The organism is Nonlabens ulvanivorans (assembly GCF_000732625.1).
GTDB classification, from domain to species: Bacteria; Bacteroidota; Bacteroidia; order Flavobacteriales; family Flavobacteriaceae; genus Nonlabens; species Nonlabens ulvanivorans.
Genome location: NZ_JPJI01000032.1, coordinates 181,498 through 205,121 on the forward strand (window position 1 = coordinate 181,498; position 23,624 = coordinate 205,121).

13 protein-coding genes are annotated in these 23,624 nt (G+C 36.0%); 4 read left to right on the top strand and 9 right to left on the bottom strand.

The annotated features are described in order from the left end of the window. Positions 1-50: 50 nt before the first annotated feature. From IL45_RS08015 to IL45_RS08035, 5 genes are all read right to left on the bottom strand, one after another. Positions 51-1,961 (bottom strand): glycoside hydrolase family 13 protein, encoded by a 1,911-nt coding sequence (locus IL45_RS08015; RefSeq protein WP_036582560.1) that lies wholly within the window; start codon positions 1,959-1,961, stop codon positions 51-53. Between the two features lie 3 nt (positions 1,962-1,964). Then, positions 1,965-4,268, bottom strand: coding sequence for a glycoside hydrolase family 65 protein (locus tag IL45_RS08020; protein WP_036582562.1), 2,304 nt, complete (start codon positions 4,266-4,268; stop codon positions 1,965-1,967). Beyond that, entirely contained in the window at positions 4,268-4,930 is a 663-nt protein-coding gene (gene pgmB, locus IL45_RS08025) for a beta-phosphoglucomutase (protein WP_036582566.1), read from the bottom strand. The genes IL45_RS08020 and pgmB overlap by 1 nt, the downstream gene beginning before the upstream one ends. Beyond that, a complete protein-coding gene (locus IL45_RS08030) occupies positions 4,923-6,383 on the bottom strand; it encodes an MFS transporter (RefSeq protein WP_036582568.1) in 1,461 nt (486 codons plus the stop codon). The genes pgmB and IL45_RS08030 overlap by 8 nt, the downstream gene beginning before the upstream one ends. Positions 6,384-6,505: 122 nt before the next feature. After that, positions 6,506-7,525, bottom strand: coding sequence for a LacI family DNA-binding transcriptional regulator (locus IL45_RS08035; protein WP_036582571.1), 1,020 nt, complete (start codon positions 7,523-7,525; stop codon positions 6,506-6,508). Between the two features lie 221 nt (positions 7,526-7,746). On the opposite strand from IL45_RS08035, the gene IL45_RS08040 reads away from it, so the two are divergent. The 4 genes from IL45_RS08040 (at position 7,747) to IL45_RS08055 (ending at position 16,144) form a co-directional block, all read left to right on the top strand. After that, on the top strand, positions 7,747-10,602 hold the full coding sequence (locus IL45_RS08040; protein ID WP_235183333.1) for a SusC/RagA family TonB-linked outer membrane protein: 2,856 nt from the start codon (positions 7,747-7,749) through the stop codon (positions 10,600-10,602). A gap of 19 nt (positions 10,603-10,621) precedes the next feature. Continuing rightward, positions 10,622-12,217 carry a RagB/SusD family nutrient uptake outer membrane protein gene (locus IL45_RS08045; protein WP_036582576.1) on the top strand — a complete coding sequence of 532 codons (1,596 nt, stop codon included), beginning with the start codon at positions 10,622-10,624 and terminating at the stop codon, positions 12,215-12,217. A gap of 18 nt (positions 12,218-12,235) precedes the next feature. Then, positions 12,236-13,351: a SusF/SusE family outer membrane protein gene (locus IL45_RS14800; RefSeq protein ID WP_051788700.1), complete on the top strand. Its 1,116-nt coding sequence runs from the start codon at positions 12,236-12,238 to the stop codon at positions 13,349-13,351. 63 nt (positions 13,352-13,414) lie between these two features. Continuing rightward, positions 13,415-16,144, top strand: coding sequence for an alpha-amylase family glycosyl hydrolase (locus IL45_RS08055; protein ID WP_036582579.1), 2,730 nt, complete (start codon positions 13,415-13,417; stop codon positions 16,142-16,144). Positions 16,145-16,543: 399 nt separating this feature from the next. Here IL45_RS08055 and IL45_RS08060 read toward each other — a convergent pair whose 3' ends face one another. From IL45_RS08060 to dnaE, 4 genes are all read right to left on the bottom strand, one after another. Then, positions 16,544-17,473 (bottom strand): DUF58 domain-containing protein, encoded by a 930-nt coding sequence (locus IL45_RS08060; protein ID WP_036582582.1) that lies wholly within the window; start codon positions 17,471-17,473, stop codon positions 16,544-16,546. A 120-nt stretch (positions 17,474-17,593) separates the two neighbouring features. Further along, positions 17,594-18,592 (bottom strand): NADP-dependent oxidoreductase, encoded by a 999-nt coding sequence (locus tag IL45_RS08065; RefSeq protein WP_036582585.1) that lies wholly within the window; start codon positions 18,590-18,592, stop codon positions 17,594-17,596. A gap of 190 nt (positions 18,593-18,782) precedes the next feature. After that, entirely contained in the window at positions 18,783-19,103 is a 321-nt protein-coding gene (gene trxA / locus IL45_RS08070) for a thioredoxin (RefSeq protein WP_036582587.1), read from the bottom strand. A 110-nt stretch (positions 19,104-19,213) separates the two neighbouring features. After that, a complete protein-coding gene (dnaE, locus tag IL45_RS08075; protein ID WP_036582589.1) occupies positions 19,214-23,566 on the bottom strand; it encodes a DNA polymerase III subunit alpha in 4,353 nt (1,450 codons plus the stop codon). Positions 23,567-23,624: the final 58 nt, after the last annotated feature.

The window sequence follows — 23,624 nt, forward strand, 5'->3', positions numbered from 1 at the left end:
AGCTAAATCTCACAGATATACCGAAATATAAAGGCTTACTTCATAAATTTTTAAAAAAATCTTTCTTTTCTTTTTTGATTATCTAAATCAATCACCATACTTGTTTTGCCTGGCACTTTAACAGAATCAGAGAGATTAATTTTTTGATTGGTCAGCACATCAATACCATTTTCTTTTCCATCAATTCCTTCTTTAAAACGATTAAGATTTAAGGTAATAGCTTCAGGATTATTATTAATGATGATCATAACACGGCTCTCATCATTATATCTAAAGTATACGTAACAATTATTTTCTGGTACATACTGTAATAATTTACCGGTATGCAGAACAGGTTTATTTTTACGATAATTCAATAATCTTTTAGTGAAGTCTTGAAAACCTTTTTGATAATCTGTTGGTTTTTTAAAAGCGTTTATTTCATCACCATTCCAGCCACCAGGGAAATCTCTACGTATGTCACCATCGCCATCAGTATCTCTATTTCCTGCCATACCTATCTCATCACCATAATATAACTGTGGTATTCCTCGAGTAGTTAAAACCAGAGTCATCGCGAGTTTATATTTCTTTAAATCACCATTATACAAACCATCACCATTGATACGATTTGTATCATGATTACCTGCAAACACTAGAATATTATTAATGTCTGGATATAAAAAATCATTGACAAAATTATCGTAGACCTTAATCATTCCTTGATCCCAATTCTGCTGATCTTCATCAAACGCCTTCATAATAGCATCGTGAAGCGTAAAATCCATGACACTAGGCAAATAAGTATTATAATCTTGAATGGCTGCAATTTTAGAGTCCTTTTGCCAGTAAGCAATTTGCGACTGATCATGTAACCAGGTTTCTCCTACTATATTAAAATTTGGATACTCGTCCATTACAGCTTTGGTCCATGCTGCGATACCTTTTTTATCGTTGTAAGAATAAGTATCAACCCTTAATCCATCTAAGCCTGCATACTCAATCCACCAGATCGTATTTTGAATTAGATAATTTAACAATAATGGTTCGCCTTGATTTAGATCTGGCATGCTGCTTACAAACCAACCTTTCTCGGCATAAGTCTCATCAATCTGAGAAGCATTAGGATCCATTTGAGTGGTCTGTCTATAAGTAGAGTTTGCATATCCAGCCACAGGAAAATCTTTACCTCTATTGTCATCAAATTGATGAATCCAAGTTTGTGTAGGTAAATCTTGCATCATCCAGTGCGTCGCGCCCCAATGGTTGGTTACATAATCCATGATTAATTTCATATCACGTTTGTGCAACTCATCTCCTAAACGTTTATAATCTTCATTACTACCATAACGTGGATCTATTTTATATAAATCACTTTGTGCATAAGTGTGATACGAATATTTCTCATCATTATCTTCTAATAGTGGCGTGCTCCACAATGCTGTGGCACCTAAATTATCGATGTAATCTAAGTGATCAATAATCCCTTGAATGTCACCACCATGACGTCCACCTTTGAAGTCTCGATTTACTTTTTCTACAGTATCATCTGTACTATCATTAGACGGGTCACCATTTGCAAAACGATCTGGCATTACTAAATAAATAGCATCACTAGAATCAAAACCTTTTCTATTTCTTGAATTTATACTACGTTCTTTTAACTCATAATCCATGACATAATAAGTATCATAAACATTGAAATTAATACTATAGCTACCTGCTTTTTTCTCCACAGTATCAAAAGTGATAAATAGGTAGTTAGGATTTTCTGTCTTACGAATCTTAGCAATTGGTAATTCACTTTCAATTTCTCCTGAATACGAAGCGATATTTTCTATATAAAACATCACCTCAACTTGGGAATGCTCCATTCCAGCCCACCAAAAAGGCGGTTCTATACGTTGTATATCTTGTGCTAGAGACGCTTTCGCGAAAGCGATAATAAAAAGAACACTAAGAATTTGAACTACCTTATTCATATTTTAAGCATTTACCATTTGAGGTTGTAGAGTGATTTCCTCACCATTAATTATCACGTCAACCGGTTCTGTTCCATGCGATGTTACTTGTGTGCCAGATTTATCTACCTGAACATGTAATATCTGATTGCGGAAGTTTAATTTAAAACTAAATCCTTTCCACTGCTCTGGTAACTTAGTTTCAAAACTAGGTTTATCATCCACTATTTTAAGCCCACCAAATCCTTCTACAATACTCATCCATGTTCCTGCCATACTAGTGATATGACAACCTTCTTCAACCTCTTTATTATAATCATCTAGATCAAGACGTGAGGTTCTTAAATAGAATTCATAAGCTTGATCCATGCGGTCCAATTTTGCTGCTTGAATACTATGAACACAAGGAGATAATGAGCTTTCATGAACTGTTAATGGCTCATAGAAATCAAAGTGTTTTTCTAGTTCTTGTCTAGAAAAATGGTCTTCAAAAAAGTAGAATCCTTGAAGGACATCTGCCTGTTTGATATAACAACTTCTTAAAATGCGATCCCAAGACCATTTCTGGTTAATAGGTCTGTGTTTACCTTCTAATTCTTGTACAGGAATAATTTCTTTATCAAGAAAACCATCCTGTTGTAAATAGATTCCTAATTCTACGTCGATAGGTTCATACATTTGATCTGCAACTTCTCTCCATGATGCAGTTTCTGATCCTGAAAGGTGTGTAAGACCTATGATGCGCTTATAGTCGTCGTCATATCCGTCTTTTACCTTATCTAGATTTTCTAAGGCTTGATTGATACACCATTTGGCTAAATAGTTAGTATACCAATTGTTATTCACATTATTCTCGTACTCATTAGGTCCTGTCACACCTAGGATCATATATTTATTTGCTTTTTGAGAGAAAGTAGCACGTTGATGCCAGAATCTAGCGATGGCAATCATGACCTCTAGTCCCATTTCTGGCACATAAGAAAAATCACCTGTATAACGTACGTAGTTGTATATGGCAAATACCATGGCACCGTTGCGATGTATTTCTTCAAAGGTGATTTCCCATTCATTATGAGATTCTTCACCATTCATGGTTACCATAGGATAAAGAGCAGCTCCATTAGAAAACCCTAATTTCTCAGCGTTTTCAATGGCCTTGTCTAGCTGCTCATATCTGTATTTCAATAAATTTCTTGCTACTTGTTGATCTTTAGTAGCCATGTAGAAAGGTATACAATATGCCTCTGTATCCCAGTAAGTAGAACCACCGTATTTCTCACCAGTGAATCCTTTAGGACCTATATTTAAACGAGCGTCCTTACCTAAGTAAGTCTGGTTTAATTGAAAGATATTAAAACGTATACCTTGTTGTGCTTTAAGATCACCGTCTATAGTAATATCGGCCATTGCCCAAATTTGAGCCCATTGCTCAATCTGACCTTGCAATAATACGTCATATCCGGCTAATGTAGCATGAGTCAAGACTTTTCTTGCAGCATCAAACAATTCATATTGTTGATGATTAAGACTAGAACAGTATCCAGCATACTTTCTTAAGGTTACCGTTTCACGCTCTTGAAGCTCTATACTAGCGGTATGGCGTATTATTTTAGTATTTTGTTCTAGATGATTTGCATATTGCAAATGCTCACCATTCTGAACTAGCTCTGATTGCATGAAGGTACATACATGAAAGTTAGTTTTATTAGTACGGCTGCGTATAAAACCTTGATGATCTTCAGAAATCAGTTCTTCTATTTCCCAAAATGCATCATCCCAATTTGAGTCCTCGTTAGTAATTCCGGCATCTAAATATGGTTGAAATTCTATTTTTACATCACCTTTAACCACACTGACTTGATAATCAATCACTCCTAACTCATCAATCTCTAAACTCAAAAATCTACGAGCAATTACTTTTATCGCCTTATCATCAGAAAAATGAGCTACAAATGTGCGTTCATACCAACCTTCTTTCATGTTCAACTCGCGTCGGTAATCCGTCACTTTATCTACTTGATTTAAATCAAGCGGTTCTCCATCAACAAAAACATCAATACCTATAAAATTAGGTGCGTTAAGAACTTTTGCAAAATATTCTGGATAGCCGTTTTTCCACCATCCTACTCTTGTTTTATCTGGATAGTAAACTCCTGCGACATAACTTCCTTGAAAAGTTTCACCACTATATTGTTCTTCAAAATTAGCGCGTTGTCCCATGGCTCCATTCCCTATAGAGAATAAACTTTCACTTGACTTTACTAAGCCAGGACTCCATCCTTCTTCTATGATGGACCATGCGTTGGGTTTTATATATTCCTGATTCATTACTTATTCTTATTCAATAGTGTGTTTATATAATCTTCTGGCATGTCTGTAAAGTGATTAAAAACTTCATCTGCCTCGTGTAATATGTCTTTTTCTCCTAATCCAATAGAAATCATGCCTGCTGTATTTGCAGCTTGCACACCAGCGACACTATCTTCAAATACGATACTATCATGAGCATGGTATCCCAGCTGACTACAAGCACTGAGAAACACCTCTGGATCTGGTTTTGCTTTAGTGACATTAGTACCATCTACAATAACGTCAAACAAATTTTTAATGCCTAACTTTTCTAAAATGGGCCTCGCGTTTTTACTAGCACTACCTAATGCGATAGGCTGATTTTTATCCTTTAACTCTAGAAGAAAGTTATGGACTCCAGGCATAATATCTGATGTATCTAATGTTTTAATTAGATCTAGATATTCTTCATTCTTTTGGTCCATTTTCTCCTGAAAAACTTCAGCAGTAATTGTCTTATTTCCCCATTCAAGTATTTTCTTCAATGAGTTTACTCTAGAAACTCCTTTGAGTTGCTCGTTCTCTTCATGAGTAAAGTTGATTCCTAAAGATGCTGCTAACCGTTGCCATGCAATAAAGTGAAATTTTGCAGTATCAACAATAACACCATCAAGGTCAAATATGAATGCTTTTTTATTCATTATCTATAGACGGCTGATACGTAATCGCCTTTTTATTTGTGATTAATAAATTTGAAAATGCAGCAATAATTAAAAATATTCCTGCGATGGTCATAGCGTGTATTGATTCCTCTCCTATTAAGTTTTGTAAGAAGACAACACCACCTATAGCGGCTATGATTTGTGGTATAACGATAAACATATTAAAAACGCCCATCATTAATCCCATTTTATGCGACTCTACTGAGCTTGAAAGCATGGCATAAGGCATAGACAAAATACTTCCCCATGCAATCCCTATTAAACTGAAAGAGATAAGCAATTTATCTGGTTCACCTGGTATGAAAAACATATATAAAAACCCTAATCCACCTAAGATTAAACTGGCCATATGAATATATTTCCTATTGATACTATTGTATGCAGTATAAAAAGTTAATCCTAGTGCAAACACCATAGAGGTCAATCCATAAATACCCATTTTAGAACCTACATCATCTGAAGCTTCATTATATGATTTATCCTGTTGCTTATACTCTAATGCTTTGGCATCATTTAAAAACACCACTTCATCATTAGCATCTCGCATCGTTATTAATTCTCCATTATCATCAGTTGTAGTTTTAGCAAACTCAATAACATCTGGCTTAGGAGCATTGTAGATATGTGAAGTTAAAGCAGGATTTGCAAGCGTCCACATAGCAAAAAAAGCAAACCAAGAAAAAAACTGCACCACACCTAATTTTTTCATAATCAGTGGCATCAGTGCATAGGTTCCTGATATGGTTTCCCACATTCCTTTCTTTTCTTCAGGTTCTTTTTCGGCGTCATCAAATTGTGCGAGTTCGGCTGGAGAGTATTCTTTTGTTGTAAAGATGGTCACCAAAATTGCTGTGATAAAAACAAAAGCACCAACTCCAAATGCAACCTTAACTGAATCTGGAACAACGCCAGATGGCGCTTCATTTGATATTTCTAATGTATCATTTACCCATTTCGGTAAATTACTGGCTACCCAAGTACCGACACCTATTATTAATGTTTGAACTACAAAACCATAGCTGCGTTGAGATTCTGGTAATTTATCTGCTACCAGAGCACGGAATGGTTCCATAGAAATATTAATAGAAGCGTCTAGCACTAATAAAAGACCAGCAGCCATCCATACCTCAGAAGAATAAGGCATAAATAATAAGGCGATAGAACTGAGAATGGCACCTATTAAAAAGAAAGGTCTTCTACGCCCTAGATTTTTATGCCAGGTATTATCACTTAAATAACCTATAATAGGTTGCACGATTAAACCAGCAAGTGGAGCTGCAATCCATAGTAATGGGATCTCATCTTTATTTGCTCCTAAAGTCTCAAAAATACGTGACATGGTAGAGCCCTGTAGGGCAAAACCGAACTGAATACCCAGAAATCCGAAACTCATGTTCCAAATGTTCCAGAAACCTAACTTAGGTTTTTGCATATCGTTATAATTTATAATGACGATAAGCCTTATGACTTATCAAAACTTAATGTGTGTGAAGAAGATAAGTTTTGATAGTTTGTCTAATTATTTACATTTTTAGACGGTCGCAAGTTAAAAAATTAAGGCGTAGATTCTCTTTCAATTAATGAAGTTTTTACGATAACGGTTTCGTAAGTTTCATCTTCTTGATGATCAGATTCTAATTTTTGAATCAGCTTTGCAGCAGCTAATCCACCCATTTCTTCGCCTTTTTGTCCTATGGTTGTTAATGTAGGACTAGCATACTTAGACAACATACCATCAGTAAAAGCAACGATTGCAACATCATCAGGCACTTTTCTACCCATTCCTTGCAATGCCTTACTAGCGGTTACCGCAAACAGTTCATTAACTGCAAGCAACCCGTCATAATTACCAGTCATTAGAAAGTCCTTTATCTTATCTCCACAATTTTCAATGTCTTCAACTTTTAAAATAGCACTTTCATCTATTTCATAACCTCTTTTCATTAATGCCTCTTTAAAACCTTGAGTACGCAACCTACCTACATTAACATAATCCGGTGTTGAGATCAGACCTAGGTTACGACGGTTTTTACGCAATAAAAAATCGGTAGCTTTATTTGCGGCCTCAACATCATCAATTATGATTTTATCACAGGCGATATCATCTGCAACACGATCAAACATGACAATAGGCATACCTTGATTAGTCACCTCTCTTAAGTGGTGGAAGTCCTGTCGCTCCATAGTCTCTTTAGAAAGACTCATTACAAAGCCATCAATACTTCCATTTGCCAGCATATCCATATTAACTACTTCTTTATCAAAACTTTCACCAGACAGGCATATAATTACTTGATATCCTTTTTCATTTGCCACACGTTCTACACCAGAAATTACCGTCGCAAAAAAATGATGGACTATCTCTGGAATAATCACACCTATCTTTTTAGTCTTTTGATTTTTTAAGCTTAACGCGATATTGTTAGGCTTAAAATTATACTGCTTTGCATACTCTTGAATCTTGGTACGTGTTTCAACGCTAATCTCGTGAGAATCCCTTAAAGCCTTGGAAACAGTTGATATGGAGACCTTTAATTCTTGTGCAATTTTCTTAAGAGTTAACTTTTGAGCCATCTGATCTAAATATTTTAAAAATAAAGAGTTACGCTTTCGCGAAAGCGTAATATAGTATATAATAATTTACTACAAAACACCGAAAACGTTTTCGTAGAATTACATTACGAAAACGGTTTCTTAACATAAGGTTTACATATTTTTGGGGCGTGTGAGAAGAAGATATTAACTATTAATTTAAACTAATTTCAGTAATGAATCAAAAATTTAAAACTGCTTTATTGCTCCTAATCTTACCTTTGCTAGCTGTTGCCCAAAGTGTTATCACAGGAACAATTAAAGATGCAAGTACTGGATTACCTGTCCCTAGCGCCAGTGTACTTGTTAAAGGAACCTCTAATGGTACCGCAACAGATTTCGATGGGAATTACACTCTTAATAATGTACCAGATGGTGCAGTCATTGTTTTTTCTTACATAGGATATACTACTCAAGAAGTAGCTTATACTGGTCAAAGCACAATTGACATTGCACTAGCTGAAGATCCGTCAGAATTAGACGCGATTGTATTAATAGGTTATGGTAGTATTAAACAAGAAAATGTTACTAGTGCTCAAGAAACTATTAAGTCAGAAGAGTTTAATAAAGGTGCCATTACTTCACCAGGTCAATTAATCGCTGGTAAAGCTGCTGGTGTGCAAGTTACGGCTGCAAGTGGTCGCCCTGGAGACGGACCTGTTATACGTGTACGTCCTGGTTCTACCTTATCTGGTAGTCAAGATGCTCTTTATGTAGTAGATGGTGTGCCGCTAGATCAAAGTAATGCAAGTTTAAACTCCATTAACCCTAATGACATTGAAAGTATCACTATTTTAAAAGATGCATCTGCAACGGCTATATATGGTAATCGTGCGTCTAATGGTGTTGTTTTAATTACTACAAAAAAGGCCAATTTCAGTAGCGATCTTAAGGTAAGATATGATGTACAGTTTGCTGTTGAAAAGGTAGACAACTATACAGATGTATTAACAGGCGATGAATTTCGTCAAATGGTAGCTGACCAAGGTCGTGACACTTCTATATTAGGAGACGCAAATACTGACTGGCAAGATGCTATCTACCAAAATGGTACTCGTGCCATTCACAACCTTACCATTGAAAAGGGATATGATAACACATCTATCAGAGCTTCTCTAGGATACAATAATGAACATGGTACATTACAGCGCTCTGGTTATGAACGAGCAAGTTTAAGTTTGAATGTCATCCAGAAATTATTGGATAATAAGTTAAAACTAACATTCACTTCTCAATTAGCCCAAGAAGAAATAAGAAATGCAGATACAGGTGCTGTAGGTGCAGCCGTAGTTTTTGATCCTACACAACCTATCTTCAGTGGTGGTGATTTGTATGGTGGATATTTTGAGTATACAAACTCTACAGGTATAGAGCCTAATGCACCTAGAAATCCTCTAGGGCTTTTAAACAGTTTAGACTCGCAATTAGATAACTATCAGGCGAGACTTAACATGAATGCAGAATATAAGCTACCTGTTAAAGGACTTAAATTTACAGGTAATGCTGGTATCGACTATAATGAATTTGACTCTTATTCTTTAAGAGATGCAAATTCTGGGGCAGGTGATCGCGTCGCTTCTAAAAACTTCAGTCGTGGTATAAGAAGAAATAACCTTCTTGATGGTCGTTTTGATTACAAAAAGAACTTAGAAAAAATAAATACTCAAATGGACCTTACTTTAGGTAGTAGTGTTCAAACTTTCTTTAGACAATCTTTTGACCGTGGATTAGAAAATGGGTTGCTAGTAGATTTCCTTTCTTCACCAGATGAGAATTCAATTGTAACGTTCTTTGGTAGAGCATCGTTTGACATTAATGACTTGCTTGTTCTTTCAGGAAGTTATTCTCGTAATGGTAGTTCAAGATTCTCTAAAGACAATAGATGGGCAAACTTCTACGGAGTCAGCGGAGCTTTAAAGTTGACGAACACTGACTTTGTAAAGAACAGTACCGTTCTTTCACAATTAAAAATACGTGGTGGATTTGGTCAGACTGGTCAGCAAGAAATCAGTGCTCCATTTGCTTATTTATCTACATTTACTCCAGGTCAACAAACGGCGGCCGTTCAATTCGGTAATCAGTTTGTAACAACCATACGTCCAGAAGGATCAATAGACTTAGTTTGGGAGACAACAGACCAATGGAATGCTGGTATTGACTTAGGTTTCTTTAACAACCGTTTAACGGGTAGTGTTGATGGATTCTATAGAGAAACATCTGATCTATTATTATTCGGTCCACTTCCGGCAGGTGGATTAGAAAACGGTAGTATTCAAAATGCAGGTTCTACTTTAAGTCGTGGTATTGAAACGAGTATCAATGTAAAAGTTCTTGAGACAGAAAATATGACTTGGAACATTGGTGGAAACATTACATTCCAAGAAATTGAAATTACTGATCTTGCTGGTGCAAATGATGATCCTGTGCGAGTAGGTGGTATCTCTGGTGGAGTAGGTAATAATATTCAAGAATGGGCCGTAGGATCTGATCCTACTACATTCCACGTGTTCCGTCAGGTATATGATCAAGATGGTGCGCCTCTTGACGGTGTCTTTGTTGACACTAATGGTGACAATGTGATTAACGATGCTGACAGAGTACGTTACAAGAAAGCTAATCATGACGCTTATTTTGGTTTAACAACTAACTTCTCTTATAAGAGATTTGACTTAAGTGCTACTTTAAGAGGTGCCGCAGGTGGATATAATTACAACAATGTAAGCTCTAATTCAGCAAACCTTGCCACTATCTTCCCTACTAATACTCAAAATCCGCTGTATCTTAATACTCCATCAGATTTTTTAAACACAGGATTTAGTGATCAAGAAGTGTTTTCTGATTACTATCTTCAAAAAGCTGACTTTGTCAAATTAGATAACGTATCGTTAGGATATAACTTCCCTGGCGACAAAGTGGATATAAGAGCCTCTATTACAGGAACTAACTTACTTACAATTACAGATTATGATGGTGTAGATCCTGAGGTTTTCAATGGAATTGATAACAATCTGTTCCCTAGAAATCGCGGAATCATCTTAGGTCTAGGATTTAATTTTTAAAATTTAAAAAAGCAATAATATGAAAATGTATAAATCGATTATTTTGGTTTTCTTAGGTATGCTATTATTCACAGCTTGTGATGATGTACTTACTGTAGAGCCAGATGGAGATTCTCTAACAGAAGCTGATTTATTAAAAGACCCTACTACATATCGCGGTCTTATTGCAAAAGCCTATGCAGGATTAATGCTAGGTGGACAATCTGGTGGTGATGGAAACGCAGATATTTCTGGAATAGATGGTGGTTTTTCAAACTACTTAAGATTATACTGGAACATGCAAGAGCTAACTACAGATGAAGCTATCATCGCATGGAACGACGGGACTATTAAAGATCTTCATGGTCACGTGTGGACAGATGGAAATGAGTTCATCAACGCTATGTTCTCTAGAATAAACTATCAGATAGCTGTATGTAATGAGTTTATAAGACTATCATCAGATGCAAAACTTAATGAGTTCAATGTTCCTAGTGATATTAGAGCTGAAGTTGCAGATTATAGAAATGAAGCGCGTTTCTTGAGAGCCTATTCTTACTATCATGGTATGGATCTATTTGGGACTATGCCTTTCAGTACAGAAAATACAGATGTAGCAAATGGATTAGACGCTATAAATAGAAGCGATTTATTCAACTGGATTGAATCTGAACTTCTTGCAATAGAAGATGCTATGATGCCAGCAGGAATGAATGAATATGGAAGAGCAGATCAAGCTGCCCTACAAATGTTATTAGCAAAATTATACTTAAATGCCGAAGTGTATACTGGAACAGAAAGAAATGATGATGCTTTAATCTATACGAATAAAGTAATTAATGGTGGATACACTATTCCTTCAGTACCATATGCTTATAGTTTCTATGCAGATAATGATAGTAATGGCGCACAAAGCGAGTTTATATGGACTCTAAACTTTGATGGTTTAAATACACAAACATTTGGTGGAACAACTTACTTAACACACGCGCCAGTTGGTGGAGATATGGACCCTTCAGAATTTGGTATCAACGGCGGTTGGGGTGGAATACGTACGACAAAGGAATTTGTTGAGTTATTCCCAGGAATGGAAAATAGCGCAGACCAGCGTGAAACTTTCTTTACTCAAGATCAAAATTTAGAAATTGCTGATGTTGGACGATTCAAAGATGGGTTTGCTATTCAGAAATTTAAAAACATCGACGTAAATGGTAATGCTGGTAGCGATACTGTAGGAGACTTTGTTGATATAGATTTCCCAGTATTTCGATTATCAGATGCCTATTTAATGTATGCTGAAGCTACTGTAAGAGGCGCTGCTGGCGGAGACTTAAACATAGCCGAAGGCTATATCAATCAACTACGTGAAAGAGCTTATGGAAACACTAGTGGTAATATCACAGCAAGTGATATAGACCTAGATTTTATACTAGATGAAAGAGCTAGAGAACTCCATTGGGAAACGCATAGACGTCAAGATTTGATCCGTTTCGGAAAATTCACGACAGGTAAAGTATGGGCATGGAAAGGAAATGTTCAATCTGGAACTACAACCGCTCCATTCCGTAATTTATTACCTATTCCAGCACAAGAAGTAAATTTAAATCCTAACCTAATCCAGAATCCTGGATACTAATTATAAATAAGCAATACGATGAAAAAGTTTTCAATATTAATACTATCGTTTTTAGCAATTGCTGCTATCACATCTTGTGATGACAATGATTCTGAAGAATTCAATTTAAACACTAATACCGCTGGAGAAATTACATTATCTCCAGGATCTGGAGCATTTGAAGTAACAGAGTTTAATGGTGATGACCTAGCAGAGCGTTTTACATGGAACGCTATAAGCCTTGAAGTACCTGTACAAATAGACTATACTTTACAAATGGATACTGACATGGGTGACTATAGTGCACCACAAATATTAGGAGCTAGTACTGAGACTAATGTTGCCGTTACTTATGAAACGTTAAATGCGGCTGCGATTGCACTAGGTGGAGAAGCAACTGTTGCTAGTAATTATAAATTAAGAGTTGTAGCTACTACAGCAGACCCAGCTGTTAACCCTATAGTTTCAAATGAGGTAAACATCATTATCACTCCTTTTGCAGCATATCCATTCTCAGACTTATATCTAGTTGGAGCAGCTACGGAAGCTGGATGGAGTAATGATAACAACAACCCTGCGTTGTTCCGTGATCCAGCAAACGAAACCGTTTATTATTACACAGGTTATTTCAACGGTGATGAATTTAAATTACTTTCTACTCTAGGATTCTGGCAGCCACAGTATGGTGAGCGCAATGGAGCTGTAGGAGTTAATGATGGTGGTGGTAGTGACCCTAATTCATTTGCTGCACCTGCTGCTGGTTACTATGACTTTGTGGTAGATGTAGATGGCGTGACCAACTCTTCAGAAGGAGCTTCTAGTTTCTCTATAACAGCTAATAGTACTGCAGCAACTGCGGCAACTTACACAACGGTTGGTATTATAGGTGATAGTACTCCTGCAGGATGGGGCGCTAGTACAGCTATGAATCAATCCAGCTTTGATCCTCACAAATGGAGCTTAAGAAACGTTACTCTTATATCTGGTGAGATGAAGTTTAGAGCAAACGATGATTGGGCGACTAACTGGGGAAGCGATACTGAATTCTCAGGTCAGGGAACTCAAGATGGTCCTAATGTGCCTATCGCTCCAGGAGCTTACGATATCTTCTTTAATGATTTAGATGGTCGTTACATATTAATTCCAGTTCAGTAATAATGGACTTATAATAATTAAAAAGGGCTGGCAACAGCCCTTTTTTAGATTAAAGACTTTACTATGAAAAATAATTTACTTTTCTTTTTAGCGGTTATAGGATTCGCTTTCGCGAAAGCGCAGGTAACCACAAACCCTTCCACACCTACACAAACCGATCAGGTTACATTAATATTTGATTCTACTGGTACAGCTTTAGAAAATACTACAGGCACACTGTATGCCTACACAGGTGTAACGATTAACGGAAATAGATGGCAAAACATCATTGTGCCCACATTTAATGATAATAATGGCGCACCTCAATTTGTAAATACAGGTGGAAACATTTACCAATTAACACTTGGATCTGATATAGAATCATTTTATAATGTTACTGCTGGTGATGTCGTTAGTGAAATATGCCTAGTTGTAAGAAACGCAGCAGCAAATGCCCAAACAAGTCCAGATATTTTTCTACCTATTTTTCAACCAGGCCTAAATGCATTAATTACCTCACCTGCAGATGGAGATATTTTTACCTTAAATCAAACCATCAATATATCAGGTGACGCTTCTCAAAATGCAACACTTGAATTAAAGGTCAATAATACATCAATAGGCACTGCGGCTAGTTCTATGAACATCACATCACCGTATACTTTTAATACGACAGGTGGACACACAATAGAATTAACTGCAGATAATGGAGCACAACAAATCACAGATGCTGTGAACGTTTTTGTTCCTGCGGCAACGCAAACGCAAACAAGACCTGCTGGGCTTAAAAATGGAGTCAATGAGAATGCAGATGGTAGTGTCACTTTTTTACTCGCTGCTCCAGGAAAAACGGATGCTGCCTTAATAGGTGATTTTACAAACTGGAACCTAGACACTAACTTTCAAATGTTTAAAGATGGTGACTACTTCTGGGTAACCGTTCCTAGTTCAAACTTTACTGCTGGACAGACTTTTCAATATCAATATATAGTTGATTATACTTTCAAAGTTGCAGATCCATTTTCTGGATTAATATTAGATCCAGATAGTGATCAATATATCAAGCCTGGTAATTACCCTAATTTACCAACATATCCTACAGGACTTACAACTGGTGATGTATCATTATATACTTATCAAGCGACACCTTATAATTGGACGGTTAATAATTTTCAGAAACCTAATAAGGAAAACCTAGTTATTTATGAACTATTAGTACGTGACTTTTCAGAGAACGATAGTTTTCAAGAAGTAATAAATCGTATTGACTATTTAGAAACATTAGGAATCAATACGCTACAATTAATGCCAGTAAATGAGTTTGAAGGAACGGATAGTTGGGGTTATAATCCTAAGTTTCATGGAGCATTAGATAAAGCATACGGTACCCCAGAAAAATTTAAAGAGTTAGTAGATTTATGTCATTCTAGAGGAATTGCTGTTGTAATAGATGTAGTATATAATCATGCCTTTTCGCAAAGTCCATTGTGTCAACTTTGGTGGGATGAAAATAACTTTAGACCAGCTGCAAACAACCCTTATTTAAATTCTTCTCCTACGCACGACTTTAATGTTGGTTATGATTTCAATCATGAGAGCCAGTGGACCAGAGACTATGTTAAACAGACATTACAATACTGGATCGATGAGTATCGTATCGACGGTTTTAGGTTTGATCTTTCGAAAGGATTTACTCAAAACTTCACACTAGGTAACATTAGCGCATGGAGTGCATATGATCAATCTAGAGTAGATATTCTTAACGATTATAAGAACACCATTTGGAATGCAAATAGCAATGATATATACATGATTCTTGAACATTTAGGCGATAACTCTGAAGAGACAGCCCTAGCAAATGCAGGCTTTATGCTATGGGGCAAGATGACTGATGAGTTTAATCAAAATTCTATGGGTTATTCTAGTAACAATGATGTTTTTAGATCGTACTATCTAGCTAGAGGATGGAATGACCAGCACCTAGTTGCTTATGCAGAAAGTCATGATGAGCAACGTTTAATGTATAAGAACTTAAATTTTGGAAACGCCGCAAATTCTTCGCATAACGTACGTAGTTTACCTGTAGCATTAGATAGACAAGAGGCTATTGCTGCGATATTATACAGCATACCTGGCCCTAAAATGCTTTGGCAGTTTGGCGAGTTAGGCTATGAGATAGATATTGATCAGAACGGTCGTACAGGTCGCAAACCGATACCATGGACACTGAATTATGATACTGACCAAGACCGCTTGGACTTATATAATGTTACTGCTACTATGATAGGTTTTAAAACTAAATATCCAGATACGTGGAACACTACAAACAACAACCTAGATGTGTCTGGAGTTACAAAACGTATTAATTTAAATGGACCTGTCTTTGACGTCGTTGTACTGGCAAATTATGGCATTACAGCCCAAAATGTTAATCCAAATTTTAGTCAAAACGGAACTTGGTATGAATACTTCAGTAATACAACTGTAAATATTACTAATACCACTGCAATGATTAATCTACAACCTGGTGAATATCGAGTTTACTCTACTCAGCAATTACAAGATCCATTAAGTAATGAAGACAGCTCCAACTTAACGACAGGTATAAAGTTGTATCCTAATCCTGCTCAAAACTCTTTCAGATTATCTGAAGACATTCAAAGCATGAAAATTTACAACATGAAAGGACAGCAAGTACTTGATTATGAAAAGAGCTTACCCAATTACTCTATCGAGAGCCTTACAAGTGGCGTTTACATCATCACAGTTCAAACTGTAAAAGGAAATCACCAAATAAAATTGATAAAAGAGTAGTTAATCAGACAAATAAGTACTTTGACGATTAGTTTTTCTGGTTTGGTCACATTTTAAGTAAAAGAAGAGTATAATCAGATATTTGTAATGCTCAAATAAAGGACTTAGGTTTTCCCTAAAAATTTAAGTACCGATTTAAGTGTAACCTAATACTCTTTTCATAATTCATTCGGTTACGAAAGCCTATCTCACGATAGGCTTTCTTTTTTAACGACCTTTTGTATGAATTTTATACCGTTTATCGATATTAGAAAAAATGTAAGATTTTAATTATCTTTATGCATGCATAATAAACAAATTTGCAGAAGGAATAATTAATTATTCTTATAACTCTTACTCTTTTCAAAAATAGAGTTATGAAGCCCGTTTAACGACGGGCTTTTTTTATTGGTATATATATTATTTGAAAAGTTGTCTTTCTAAAAGAAAAGTAGTGAGTACTACATCAAAATTGCGCTGTATATCAACAGGCATATATTTAATTCTATTTTGACCACAACGTACTCTCAGTTTTTCAAAATAAGCACTTACAGCTTTTTTATAAACTTCTTTTACATTATCTGCATATAAATCGATATGCTCACCAGTCTCCACATCTGTATAACGAGCAGGTTTATTTGTAAAGTCAAAATTTACTTCAGTAGCACTATCATAGGTATGAAAGAGGACTACATCATGTTTATTATATTTTAAATGTCTTAACGCCTCAAACAGTTCTTTTTCTTGGACGTCACTTTGGAACATATCTGTAAAAAGAAAAATGAGAGATCGTCGCTTCATTTTCTCTGCAATCTCATATAAATACTTATAGGTATTTGTTGTTGTTCCTTTAGGCTTATTCACAACCATTTTAGACAACTGATCTAATAACATATTGTGATGTCTATCACTACCTTTTTCAGGTGCGTAATATTCATAAGAATCACTGTAAACAGATAATCCTACAGCATCCCTTTGTTTTTTGAGTACACTCATTACACTAGCAGCTGCTAGTGCGCTGTATCCTACTTTATTGAGATTTCCTAATTGTTGATTAGAAACTGAAGGATAATGCATAGAAGGGCTATTGTCTATAATCAGATGACAACGCAAATTAGTTTCTTCATCGTATCGCTTTGTGTATAGCTTATCCGTTTTAGCAAAAAGCTTCCAATCTATGTGACGTGTACTTTCTCCAGGATTATAGATCTTATGCTCTGCAAATTCTGCACTAAAACCATGGAAAGGAGATTTATGCATTCCAGATATGAAACCTTCAACTACCTGACTGGCTAGTAGCGCAAGGTTTTTAAAGCCTGTAGTTTTATTTAACTCCTTTTGAATATCCATTTTGTGAAGATAAGAGTATCAAGAATATTTGCAAATTATCTTTTTATAAAAGTACTAAGGACTGAAAAGATTCCGCTTTCGCGAAAGCGGAATACTTATCAACCTAATTGTTATGCATACCTAATAGATTTTAACAACCATCTTACCCTTATTTTTACCATCAAACAAATCAATAAAGGCTTGTGGTATGGAATCAAATCCTTCTACAATTGTTTCTTCATGTTTTAACTTACCTTCTTTTAACCATTTAGACAGTTGTTGAACACCTTCTGGAAAATCTTCCTCGAAATTACGAACTATAAATCCTTGCATTTTAACACTTTTCTTTACCAGTGTAGTCTCTAAACGAGGACCAGTAGGTTGCTCTGTTTCATTATAAAGCGAGATAGCACCGCAATTAATGACACGCCCAAAGCGATTTATATTTTTCATGGCAGCATCTAAGGTATAACTACCTACATTATCAAAATAGATATCGACGCCGTCCGGTGCATATTCTTTAATAGCCGCTGCCATATCATCTGTCGTGTTATAATTAATGGCTGCGTCAAATCCCAGCTGATCAGTAAGTAGCGATACTTTTTCATCAGAGCCTGCAATCCCTATTACCCTTAATCCTTTTATTTTACCAATTTGACCTACTATGGAACCTACCGCACCAGCTGCACCAGATACTAGTAATGTCTCACCTTTTTTAGGTTCTCCTATCCTATTTAATCCAAAGTAAGCGGTTAATCCTGTTAAACCTAAAACTCCTAAATAGGCACTTAGAGAGATACTGTCACCATCTACATTACGCAAATTATCCCCAGTATGCACTTGGTATTCTTTCCAATCTAGCATTCCTGTTAAAAAATCACCTTCCTTATATTTTTCATTTTTACTCTCAACTACCTCAGCAACTACAGTGGAAGCGATTGGTTTATTGATTTTAAATGGCTCTATATAAGACTCTTCATCACGCATGCGACCTCTTAAGTAAGGATCAACAGAAACATATTTTGCTTTTAGCAGTATTTCTCCTGATTTAATGGATGGTTGATTTTCATTAATGATTTCAAAATCATTATTCTTAGGTGTACCATCTGGTCGTTGCTTCAATACTATAGTCTTGCTCATGATCAATATTTTTATTTTCAAGATACCGTAATAGCCATCAACGATATACTAGCATTGTATTAAATTTTAAACAAATAGGTTAAATATTTAAAAATATAAATCTTGTTAAACTTGAAAAAAAATAAATTAAATGCATAAAAAAGCCTGTTTCTTAATGGAAACAGGCTTTTTATAAATTAAGAACTATAATCTAGTTCAATAATGCGTCTATTGCGTCTGTATATGCATTTTTAGGAGCAACACCTACTTGACGTCCTACTACTTCTCCATTTTGGAAAACTAGAACTGTAGGGATGTTACGAACACCATATTTTGCAGCAAACTCTTGATTTGCGTCTACATCCATTTTACCTACCACGGCTTTACCGTCATAATCTGTAGCTACTTCATCAATGATAGGACCTACCATACGACATGGTCCACACCATGCTGCCCAAAAGTCAACCAATACTGGCTTATCAGTGTTTAATACTGTTTCTTCAAAATTTGCATCTGTTATTTCTAGTGCCATCTTACTTGCTATTTAAAATTCTATATACAAAAGTAATCAAATCCTATTCCATATCACAGGCTGTCACCATTAGACTTATTTATAGCGATATGTTGCTTAGTGATTTGGGCTTAATTCACACCATAATTAATGCCTTGTTCATCTAATAGATCTAACAATTCATTAGTCACATTTACTTTCTTTAAACGACTAGGCATATTCAAAGAGATTTTTTCTTCATGATCTACTAGATTAAAAAACAATTGATGATCACCTTTATGAGTTTCTATGACATCCTTTAACCATTCCACTCTATTCTCAACTACCTCACTAATATGAAATTGAATGGTTAGTTTTTTTGCACTGCTAGCCATTAAGTCTTGTAGTTGTTGCATCGCCATAAAATTGATACGTGGATCTGTAGGCTTACCAGTCTTTTTATCAATCCAACCTTCCTTGATTTTTATCTTACAATGGATGAAAGAATTAGGCACTAAAAAGTGTCTAAATTTCAAGTAATCTTCATTGAAAAGTCTGAACTCAAAACTGTCTTCATAATCCTCTACCGTAAACATTCCCCATCCTTTATTAGTTTTTGTAATACGATGTTGGACATCACTTATCACTCCACAAAAGGTCAAATCTCGATTTACTAAACCATGTAAGTCTTTTAAACTAGACAGTCCTGTATTACAGAAAAATTCCATCTCCTTTTTATAATCATCGAGTGGATGACCTGAGATATAAATACCTACAACTTCTTTTTCACGTTTCAATTTCTCCATGGTGCCCCAATCTTCACAGATAGGTAATTCTGGTTCTGGAATCTGTACATCACTAGCTTCTCCAAAAAGACTTACCTGAGCACTATTTTCATTTTCTTGATATTTTTGAGCATATTTCACAACTTGCTCTAGAAAAATCTGACCATTATCAGATTGATGGAAATACTGTGCTCTATTCTCGCCTCCTAATCCATCAAAACCACCACTTAAGGCTAGTGCTTCAAAAGACTTCTTATTTGCAGCACGCAGATCAATACGCTTTGCCATATCAAAGATGCTTTTGTACGGACCATCCTTTCTATTTTCAATAATCGTCATTACCGCTCCATGACCTAAGCCTTTCACTGCTCCCATCCCAAAACGTACGGCACCATGTTTATTTACGGTAAACTTATAGTTAGACTCATTAACATCTGGACCCAGTACAGGTAATCCCATATGCTTACACTCATCCATAAATTTAGTAACGTCTTTAATCTGATTCATGTTATTAGACAAGGTTGCTGCCATAAACTCAGCAGGATAGTTAGCTTTTAAATAAGCCGTTTGATAACCTATCCATGCATAACATGTAGAGTGAGATTTATTAAATGCATAAGATGCAAACGCCTCCCAATCCTTCCATACTTTTTCAAGTATTTCACGATCATGACCATTTGATTCTCCGTTATCCAAGAACTTAGGCTTCATTTTTTGCAGTGTAGCCATTTGCTTTTTACCCATTGCCTTACGCAAGACATCTGCTTCACCTTTTGAAAAGTTTGCAAGCTTTTGAGAAAGTAGCATTACTTGCTCTTGATAGACGGTAATACCATAGGTTTCTGAAAGATACTCTTCCATACCATCAAGATCATAGCTTATCTCTTTTACACCATGTTTTCTATCAATAAAATCTGGTATATATTCAAGCGGACCAGGACGATACAAGGCGTTCATGGCAATTAAATCTGCAAATTGCGTCGGTTTTAAATCACGCATATACTTTTGCATACCAGCACTTTCATACTGAAATATCCCTATTGTATTACCTTCTTGAAAAAGCTCATAAGTTTTAGCATCATCTAATGGTATAGACTCGATATCGAGATCAATATGGTGTCGCTCTTTAATAATTGCAACAGTGTCTTTAATCTGACTTAGTGTTTTAAGCCCTAAAAAGTCCATCTTCAACAATCCCGCGCTTTCTACAACCTCATTATCAAATTGGGTTACATAAAGGTCTGAATTTTTTGCGGTAGCAACTGGCACAAAATTAGTAAGTGGCGCAGGTGTTATGATCACACCACAGGCATGAACTCCAGTATTTCTTACAGAACCTTCTAAAATACGAGCTTGTCTTAAAGTTTCAGCAGCCAGGTCAGATCCTGCTGCGATACCTCTAAGCTCTTCAACCATGTCAGCATCCTCACCACGGAATTTGCTACGAATCTCATTATCTTCAAGAGCAAAAATCTTTTTAAGCTTAGCAAAATCAGGAATTAATTTTGCAATATGATCTGCTTCATTAAGTGGTAAATCTAATGCTCTAGCGGTATCACGTATGGAAGATTTTGCCGCCATGGTACCATAAGTAATAATTTGTGCCACCTGACTGGCTCCATATTTCTCAATGACATAATCCATCACTTTGTATCGATTTTCATCATCAAAATCGATATCAATATCTGGCATACTTACACGATCTGGATTTAAGAAACGCTCAAAAAGTAAGTCGTAATGTATCGGGTCTACATTTGTAATCCATAAGCAATAGGCGACTACACTACCTGCCGCACTACCACGACCAGGACCTACTGCTACATCCATGTCTCTAGCAGCCTTTATAAAATCCCAAGTAATTAAGAAATATCCTGGATATCCCGTTTTACGGATCGTTTCTAGTTCAAAATCTAGACGTTCTTCAATTTCTGGTGTAATCTCACCATAACGTATTTTTGCACCTTCATAAGTTAAGTGTCTTAGGTAAGCATTCTCACCACGTTTTTCATTATCATGTTCATCTTGCGCGTCTAGAAACTGTTCTGGAATATCAAACTTAGGTAATAGTACATCTCGTGCTAGTTCAAAGGGTTCTATCTTATCTAGAACTTCGCTAATATTAAGAATCGCCTCAGGCAAATCCTTAAACAAAAGTTTCATCTCTGTAGCAGATTTGTAATAGTACTCTTGATTAGGCAATCCATATCGATAACCACGTCCACGACCTATAGGTGTCGCTTGCTTCTCTCCATCTTTTACACATAATAAAATATCGTGTGCATTTGCATCTTCCTTATGTACGTAATAAGTATTATTAGTCGCTACCATTTTGATATTATGCTTTCGCGAAAGCGATATCAAAACCTCATTTGCTCTATCTTCATCTTCCTGTCCATGACGCATGATTTCAACATATAAATCATCGCCGAATTCTTCTTTCCACCAAAGAAGTGCTTCTTCGGCTTGATTTTCTCCTATGTTGAGGATTTTTGAAGGCACTTCTCCATACATGTTACCAGTAAGGACAATAACGTCTTCTTTAAACTCTTGAATTAATTTTTTATCAATTCTAGGAACATAATAAAACCCATCTACATAGGCTTTACTAGACATTTTTGCAATGTTGAGATAACCATTTTTATTTTTGGCCAGCAATACGATTTGATACCCATTGTCTTTATGGGACTTATCATTCATATCCTCGCAAACAAAAAACTCACAACCTATAACAGGTTTTAATGGCTTTTTTTGTAACTCATTATCATCATCATTTACTAGGCTCGCATTATAGGCTTTTACCGCTTTTACAAAATGAAAAGCTCCCATCATATTTGCATGGTCTGTCATGGCTACAGCAGTCATGTCATTTGCAGCAGCTGCCATTACAAGATCTTGAACACTTGCAGTAGACTGCAATATTGAAAATTGAGAATGAGAATGTAAATGCGCAAATTGTGCTTCATTAAGTTCCTCTAGATTTTCTTTAATTTCTTGTTTAGAAAGCTCTGGTGACGCAGATTCTTTTAGTTGATCTGATGCTTTCTTAAGATTAATATGAGTAATCCCTACAGGTCGTATAGGTGCCGGATTCTGTTGTTGAAAGCGTACAAAGTAATCGTCTGCAACGTCTAGTTGTTGTTTTGAATATTGTTGCTTACGTATTAATTCTAAGAAACATCTAGTTGTCGCTTCAACATCTGCAGTGGCGTTATGGGCCTCTCCAAACGGTTGATTAAAAAGAAACTGATGTAACTCTGTAAGTGTAGGTAACTTAAATTTACCACCACGACCACCAGGTATCTGGCATAATTGTGCAGTGTGCTCTGTACAGGTATCTAGTACTGGGATCTCTTGTAAATCGTTTGCGATTTGAGTTCTCTCAAACTCTGCACCAGTAACGTTTAAATCAAATTTTAAATTCTGACCTACTACAAATTTTGCTTTACTAAGTGCTATATTGAATTCAGACAGCATTTCTTCTAGCGGCACACCTTGCTGATCTGCAAGTGCTGTAGAGATACCATGAATACGCTCTGCATCATAGGGTATATCAAAACCATCTGGCTTAACTAGATAATCTTTGTGCTCAATAAGGTTACCCATTTCATCATGCAATTGCCATGCAATTTGTATCACACGTGGCCAATTGTCTACATCTGTATAAGGTGCATCCCAGCGTTTAGGTAATCCTGTAGTTTCAGTGTCAAAAATGAGATACATAGTAGAATGAGTGTTGCGTTATCGAGTTGTCAAATTATTATTATTAAGTCAAAAAAAT